At 46.6% G+C, this 7,485-nt stretch carries 5 protein-coding genes; 3 read left to right on the top strand and 2 right to left on the bottom strand.

Annotated elements, in window-relative coordinates:
• The first annotated feature begins 620 nt into the window (after positions 1–620).
• On the top strand, positions 621–2,006 hold the full coding sequence (locus tag CX664_RS25660; protein WP_145999951.1) for an MATH domain-containing protein: 1,386 nt from the start codon (positions 621–623) through the stop codon (positions 2,004–2,006).
• Between the two features lie 141 nt (positions 2,007–2,147).
• Here the strand turns inward: CX664_RS25660 and CX664_RS11655 are convergent, their stop codons facing one another.
• Both CX664_RS11655 and CX664_RS11645 read right to left on the bottom strand, forming a co-directional pair.
• A complete protein-coding gene (locus tag CX664_RS11655; protein ID WP_145999950.1) occupies positions 2,148–4,010 on the bottom strand; it encodes an ankyrin repeat domain-containing protein in 1,863 nt (620 codons plus the stop codon).
• A gap of 287 nt (positions 4,011–4,297) precedes the next feature.
• Positions 4,298–5,218: a radical SAM protein gene (locus tag CX664_RS11645; protein ID WP_180966470.1), complete on the bottom strand. Its 921-nt coding sequence runs from the start codon at positions 5,216–5,218 to the stop codon at positions 4,298–4,300.
• A gap of 77 nt (positions 5,219–5,295) precedes the next feature.
• Between CX664_RS11645 and CX664_RS11640 the strand changes: the two genes are divergently transcribed.
• Both CX664_RS11640 and CX664_RS11635 read left to right on the top strand, forming a co-directional pair.
• Complete coding sequence (locus CX664_RS11640; RefSeq protein ID WP_101746892.1) at positions 5,296–5,718, top strand: hypothetical protein; 423 nt, start codon at positions 5,296–5,298, stop codon at positions 5,716–5,718.
• A 177-nt stretch (positions 5,719–5,895) separates the two neighbouring features.
• The gene (locus CX664_RS11635; RefSeq protein ID WP_219622170.1) at positions 5,896–7,470 is read left to right on the top strand and encodes an AbgT family transporter; all 1,575 of its coding nucleotides are present in this window, start codon (positions 5,896–5,898) and stop codon (positions 7,468–7,470) included.
• The last annotated feature ends 15 nt before the right edge of the window (positions 7,471–7,485 follow it).

The following is a 7,485-nucleotide window of genomic DNA, read 5'->3' as shown; positions in this document are numbered from 1 at the left end:
GCACAAGCGCCCACACGAATTGTCTGATATCTTGTTAAAGAACGTTTGCTTTGCATAACTGGTCACTGGCAACTGCCAACCGACCACCGAAAGCAAGGCCGCCTATCTTACCGTGGCGGCTTTCGTTGTCAAGCATTCGTTTTTCAGAAGAAGAAAGAAGCTTTCCAACTCACCAACGTTGCCCGAAGCCCTGTCAGCGGAGGCGCATCTTACCGCGCCAGTTTGATTTGTCAACCGGTTGTTTTTCATTCAATCCAAACAACCCATTTTCAAACCGCACTTCCCGGTCAGCGATAATGATTCATACTGCTGATCCGTGGATGACCGTTTGGGTGAGTCCGTGGAAGTGGTGCGAATAATAGAGAAATTTTGATGTTAATCAATAAGCGATGATAGCTTTACGTACAATCACCTACAACATCTGACTTATAGATTATGGATACCATTACGAGCCGGTAAAACAAGTGCTCAATTGGCTGCACAATGAAAATACCACTCTCTACAGTGCCGGGTTATTTTCCGCCTGAGAGGTCTTTGCATGACAAAGCATTATTGGTCTGAACTTTCATTCAGTTTCGTAATCGAATGATTATTAAAACCAGTAATAAGTGGAAAATCAAATGCACGCAGGTCAGTTATCACCTACCAAGCCCGCCAGCCGGGCAACCTTTACTAACACATCAATTGGAAGTCATGACACATCAATAGCAAGTAGTCTGTATACACTCCCACCAAAAACCATAACCTGTTTTTACTACCGTGGCGTTAAGGTTATGGCCGAAATGCCTGAATTATTCACGAAAGTAGCACGTTGCAATAAAATGAATCACCTGCCTGGAGAACTGTACCATTGCACCTCTGATGAAGTTATTCACCTGCTGTGTCGTCATTGCCTGGAGCACGAGCAACCAAGTCCACGCTCTAAACAACCAGGTACCCCGGATAATGTACCTGTATACCGTTGCCCTATCGATAACTCCGAGACTTATCCGGACAAATTTCTATCCCGTGAAATCGAATCCACACATTTATATCAATGCCCTTCAAACACCACCAATGAAAATACTGGTTGTCAATGGCACGGGCTTTATAGGGATCTCCTGAAGCACATTGACGTATGTGAAAACTTTACTTTGGAAGACAGGATTAGCATGCTCCAACACGCGCGTTCGGAGGCTACCGAAAGCCACTCAGCGCTTGATATACGCGTGAAAAAGCTGATCAAACAGGTAGAACAGATGAGGCAATTACTGCTCAAAGAGCAAGAATCCCTGATTGATGTAAAAATAGAGTCACTGGATAAAAAAATTGATTCACTGAACCAACAACTGCAAACACTTACCCGGGATTTTAACCTCTCTCCTCAAAATCCAAGACTGCACCCTAGTGCCTCGCTGACATCCGAGCTCGAGCAACGCATCACTGACCTTGAAAAACGCAACACAGAATATTGTCATACTGTTAAAGATCTTGAAAACCAACTGGCCAATGCATTTCATTTGATAGATCAAATTCTCAAAGCCAAAGCCGTACAAGAAAATCCGGTACCCACAGACGGCACCCTGCTTTGGAAAATTGATCAATTCAATGCCAAACGAAATGATGCTATAAGTGGTAAAACGAATATCCTAATCTCCCCTGTATTCTTTACAAACACTTATGGCTATAAATTGTGTGCAAAGCTCTACCTGAATGGTGACGGCTTGGGAAAAGGAACGCATATCGGCTTATTTTTGGTGGTGATGAAAGGTGACTACGACGAAACCCTGCATTGGCCGTTCCGACACAAAGTCCATTTTAATATTCTTGATCTGACGCACGGCGAAAACAGGCATGATGCTTTTCGCCCCGACCCGAATTCTTCATCTTTTCAAAGGCCTAAAAAGGATCGCAACATCGCTTCTGGCTGCCCTTTTCTACTGGAATTATCTGCACAGAACCTGGATAAATACGTAAAGAATGACACTATGTTCATAAGGATCTTGATAGATACTGATGAATCCTGATACCCTGCAAGCACCTGAGGCAGAGCTACCTGGATATTCATTACTGGCGATAGAAAAGCTCCCATTGTTGTTAATGGGAGCTTTGTAAAGCTAATTTACTAAGTCAGGAACACAATCTCATTTATTAAACGTACGCATTTATCATCTGGACTCTTCAACTGAACCTGTCTCACCAAGTATTCTCTCGAGCAGCCGTTTATTTTCATCCGATAAATCACAAACCAACTCAGTTTGATGTTTACAGATCGTTTTATGCAATTCATGGTGTGACGACAGCAGTTGCCGTAATGATGCCTGCCGGTGTTCGAAAAGCCAGTCGTATAATTGAATATCTGAATAGTTGATTGGCTGATTCTCTTGAGAGCCTACATTCTGATGACTAAGGAGGGTGCGGGTGCGAATAAGTCCACTCTCACCTTCAGTAACCCTCGGTCTTTTTGGCTTTGGAAAAAGGGAATTGTTAGCATTTGCCCTGACATCAACATCAGTCTCTTCCCCCCTGTCACGCTTACGCTTAGTGCTTTCAATATCACACCGGTCAGGCGCTAACTTGAGCCTGATAAAATCTGAGGGTGGAGCGTTGAAAGTAGATTCCATGTGAGCCATGAAAGCGTCGGAGCAATAGTGCATATAATGATCTTTCGGCTGGTAGATGAACGGACTAAGACTCATCTTTTCGGGGTGCTTACCCCGGGCTTGTGCCAGCAACGCTTCAAGCTTCATTTTATTCTGGTCATTCAGGTTGCTGGCAATCACCTCGACCGTGTTATCGATCAGATAAAAAGCATCTCGAAAACCTCTCAGCAGTTTACCGATATCCTCTGCCCGGGTTTCTATCAATGTATCTGAAATTGCCCCCTTCAGAACGTCAATGTTTCCGGGAAAGTGGTATTTATAGGCGGCTTTCAGTACGTTATTGCATAATGTCAGCTTTCGTTGCAACCCGCTATCTTCTTCACCCTTTTTATTGTTTTCAAAGGTACTGAAACACACCCAAAGCAATGACCGACCATCGTCGTCAATACCGTTCAGGGCCAACCCTGATTTTATCCAGTAGAGCAGTATTTTGGTATCACGATAGTAATAGTAAGGAATCATCATGCTGACAAAATTCGATGCCTCACTGGTGCATTTAGTGATATCCAGCTCATAGTGATCAAGCAGTGCCAGCTTTTCGCTGTTGAGTTTGCGGCCTTTGACTGCTGGGCCAAGTGGACAGTATTCGGAACGGTTATCACCATCACCGATAGTGGCTCCGGCCCGTAAAAGAAGAATTGCCGTACCATTCCATCCGTAATATGAACACATGGTTTCAATCAGGGCGGTGTTACCCTCACCATTTTGTGCATTGAGTATCTTCGGGTTTTCCCTGACTGCATCCAGCAATATGACCATAAGCTCCGTGGTAGCACCAACTTTGCAGACAGTGTGTAATGGCGTGTTACCCAGACGATCGGGCTTCATCGAAGCCCCGTGTTCCAACAGCAATTTAACGACGTTATCTGGATGCTCTGGGTAATCAGGCCAATAAAGACTGTTTCTGCGATGAACACAGCTTGCATGACAAAACCGGTGCAACAGGGTTTCACCGGTATGGTTGATGGGCTGATCGATATCAACCCCCTCCTGGCTCAAGTACCATGCCAGTTTGTCCAGAATGTCTTGATCCTTGACACCAAATGGTGAATGCCAAAACACCGTATCATGGGATCCATATGCAGATACCTGGGAAATAGAGCTGGCATCTTTGGCGTGAAGATCGATGGAACGGTCCTGTAACAGCTTATCTAATTCCCGAATGTTGGCATTGTGACGAAACAGCGTATCGCACTGACAATCCGGGGAGCGGACCAATTGCGTTGTGGGGGTTTTGCACACGACCAACTGACGACCATTCAATTCCCCTGCATCGTCAGGCTGTATTGACAAGTGGTGGCAAACTATCGTGGGTAATTTATTGACCGACTTGAAAGCCGTGAGAGCCTCTGGCGTAACGGTATTCATAATACATCTTCCCGGGTGCGTTTTTAGTAAATTTCAATCCAATAAATCCATTTAAAAAAGCGCGGGCCGATCACTGGACATAACCAACGAGTCAGTCTGGTATAAGTTGGGAGATAATCAAGTATTCGTTTTTCAGAAGAAGAAAGAAGCTTTCCAACTCACTGACGTTGCCCGAAACCCTGCCAGGGCTGGCGCATCTTACCGCGCCGACTTGATGTATAAACCGGTTGTTTTTCTTTCGATCAATCAACCATTGCTGCAAACATTAAAAGACGGTCGTCTTTAGTTCACATGAAATATTGAAAACGCTGCATTTGATAAGGCACCACTTTCGCCTCAGTCATCGTCATTATCACCGCCATCATCTCACTTTGCTCTTCTAAAGCGGCATCGTCCACAAAGCCATTTTTGCTGAGCGGTGACAGGTATATGAGATCCCCCCCGGAAAGCTCCAGACTTTCAAGGGTAATCAACGTTTGTTTCAGATTTTCTCTTCTTAACTCCCCTGGTGCCGCTCCGGTCAGCAGCGTCAGACCAATATTGATCCCAGCCCGCCTGGCACTGTTAATCATGGCTATACATTTATCAAGGTCTCCTGATTTCCCCAGGCTAGCTCTTAACTCACCCCAACCGGTTTCCAGACCAATCACCAAATGACGCAAACCGCTCTCACGCAACTCATTCCACTGCGCTGTTGTCCGTTTTGCACTGAAATCAGGATCAGCGAATGTACTAACCTCCCTTGTAAAAGTGCCAAGCTTTTCCTTGATTAAGGTCAAACAGCACATCAGCCGCCTCTGGGACAGAGCCATTGCATTCGCTGAGCCAAGAAATACACCGAGAGATGAATGCACCTTTGCACCATACAGTTTTTTTACATCAGCAAGATGTTGAGCAAACGCCTGTTCATTAAGAACCTTATAGGGCTTATCTTTATAGAAGGCACAGAACGTACACCGCCTGTTCGGACACCCTATTGCTGGCATAATAACAATATCGCCATAACGGTCAGGCGGGAGAATGGGGACTTCTTCGGGATAGACTTCACGATAGAGATCAGCAACATCGTTATAATCTTTATCGGTTAGCTGCTGGCTTGCCCGGATGACTTTATTATCAGCAGCAATATTTTTGATCCACCCCTGATACGCCTCAAGCACCCTGTCCATCTCACCAGCTGGCAGTCGCCTCGCCTCTGCACCCAACACTATTGAGCCATCCATGCAACGGCGATAGAACGATGCCCCATCCCTGAAAGAACACCAATACCCCTGACTGTTGATGCGTGCTGACCGAAAGTGATTACTGTCTTCTATTTTACAACCATCCTTCAGATGACGAATATCAATACCCATGCAACACACCAGAGTGGATTTCTGTTATCATTAATGATTACTTTGGCGGAGCCAATCGGGTCACCCACAAACTTCGCCAGGGTATCATCCATATTAATCCGGCCATGACCTATCAGCAGAAATACCTGAATGAGGTCTACCATATCTACCTGGAAAAAATGCCCGTTGAGCTTTCCCCCTTTGATCTTTACATTGCGGTATCCAAAGCGCTTGGATGCACTCTGCCCGTCAACCAAATTTCAGAGAAACTGGTTAATCGACAGGAATCAGGTTATGCGGATAAAGTATTAAACGACAGTCTTTACAAATGGATGGGGTTCAGCCTCGAAAAACGAAAGAGCAGTATGAGATAGCCCAGTGATATCTCTCGAATTTCACCACCCTTATCAGAAAATACCTCTAAATATTATCACTGCACTTCCCTTTATTATATTTAATTGATCTGGATCATTCCTTATCTCATCTTTGATTTTTTAAAGTCTTTACATAATCACCATTTCAATAAATAGTAGTAAGAGAAAGAGTCATCCATGAGTGTAGTTGAAGCTTCTCCAATGCCGGAGGTGAAACCGGGCGATTCCAGGTTGATGAATCGCTTCCTGAACGCCGTTGAAAAGGCAGGTAACAAACTGCCGGACCCGACACTGCTATTCCTTTATGGCATGGTCATCGTCTGGGTTTTGTCTGCCTTAATGTCCCAGATGAGCCTGGACATGGTACATCCGGCCACCGGTGAAACTGTGGCGGTAAAAAACCTGCTGACCGGCTCTGCCCTTGCAGCCTTTCTTGCCAGTATGGTTAAGAATTTTGCTGGCTTTGCCCCCATGGGTATCGTACTGGTTGCCATGCTCGGTATCGGTGTAGCGGAAAAATCCGGTTTCATTAATACCGGTCTCAAGAAAATGCTGGGTGTCACCCCGGTCAAGCTGTTAACCCCAATGCTGATCCTGGTTGCCATTGTCAGCCATACCGCAGCTGATGCTGGTTACGTTCTGGTTATCCCTCTGGGTGGTATTATCTTCCATGCGGCGGGCCGTCATCCTTTAGCGGGTATCGCTGCGGCATTTGCCGGTGTATCCGGTGGTTTCTCTGCCAACTTTATCCCATCCGGTATTGATCCACTGCTGCAGGGCTTTACTCAGTCGGCTGCACAGATTCTGGACCCGGCTTTCCAGATGAACCCACTGGCGAACCTGTTCTTCACCGGTGCGTCCAGTATTGTCATCGTCGCTATTGGCTGGTATGTCACTGACAAAATTGTTGAGCCACGCCTGCGGGGAACTGCTGCTCTGGATGAAGATGCAGAGAAAGCACCAGACCTTAGCTCCTTTACGCCGGAAGAAAGCAAAGCCTTTAATGCCGCTGGCCTGGCTATGCTGGCGGGTATCGCAGTGCTGGTTGCTGCCGTGATTCCCGAGACTTCGCCACTGCGCTCTCCGACCGGTGAAATCACAGCATTCTCCGCGCCGTTGATGCAGTCTATCGTGCCGCTGATTTTTATCCTGTTTATCATTCCGGGTATTGTCTACGGTAAAGTTTCTGGCACCTTCAAGACCTCTAAAGACACTGTAGCTGCCATGAACAGCACCATGTCCACCATGGGCTCTTACCTGGTTATGTCTTTCTTCTGTGCGCAGTTCCTGTACGCATTCTCCCAGTCTAACCTGGGTACCGTATTGGCCCTGAGCGGTGCGGAAGTTCTGCAGGCCATGAACCTGCCCGGTGAAATCACCGTTATTGGTATGATCCTGCTGACCGCCACCGTTAACCTGGTGATCGGCTCTTCCTCTGCCAAATGGGCACTGATTGGTCCAATCCTGGTACCTATGTTGATGGCGGTGGGCATCTCCCCAGAACTGTCTCAGGCGGCTTACCGTGTTGGTGACTCGGTCTCCAACATCATTTCTCCGCTGATGGTTTACTTCCCCCTGGTGGTGGTTTACTGCCAGCGTTATGTGAAGAACTCCGGTATCGGCTCACTGGCCTCCATGATGATGCCATACTCCATCGCCATGCTGATCGGCTGGACTATCTTCCTGCTGGCTTACTGGGCGCTTGGTCTGCCACTGGGTATTCAGGCTTCTTACACTTACCCGGCCATGTAATATTCATCTCATTCT

The sequence above is a fragment of the Endozoicomonas acroporae genome (assembly GCF_002864045.1).
Taxonomy (GTDB): Bacteria; Pseudomonadota; Gammaproteobacteria; order Pseudomonadales; family Endozoicomonadaceae; genus Endozoicomonas; species Endozoicomonas acroporae.
Note: the sequence above shows the minus strand (reverse complement) of the source record. Positions and strands in the feature narration are given on the sequence as shown.

What these genes read in the sequence shown, in the direction of transcription:
- CX664_RS11655 (WP_145999950.1), bottom strand. Translation starts at nt 4,010, where the DNA reads ATGAATACCGTTACGCCAGAGGCTCTCACGGCTTTCAAGTCGGTCAAT.
- CX664_RS25660 (WP_145999951.1), top strand. Translation starts at nt 621, where the DNA reads ATGCACGCAGGTCAGTTATCACCTACCAAGCCCGCCAGCCGGGCAACC.
- CX664_RS11635 (WP_219622170.1), top strand. Translation starts at nt 5,896, where the DNA reads ATGAGTGTAGTTGAAGCTTCTCCAATGCCGGAGGTGAAACCGGGCGAT.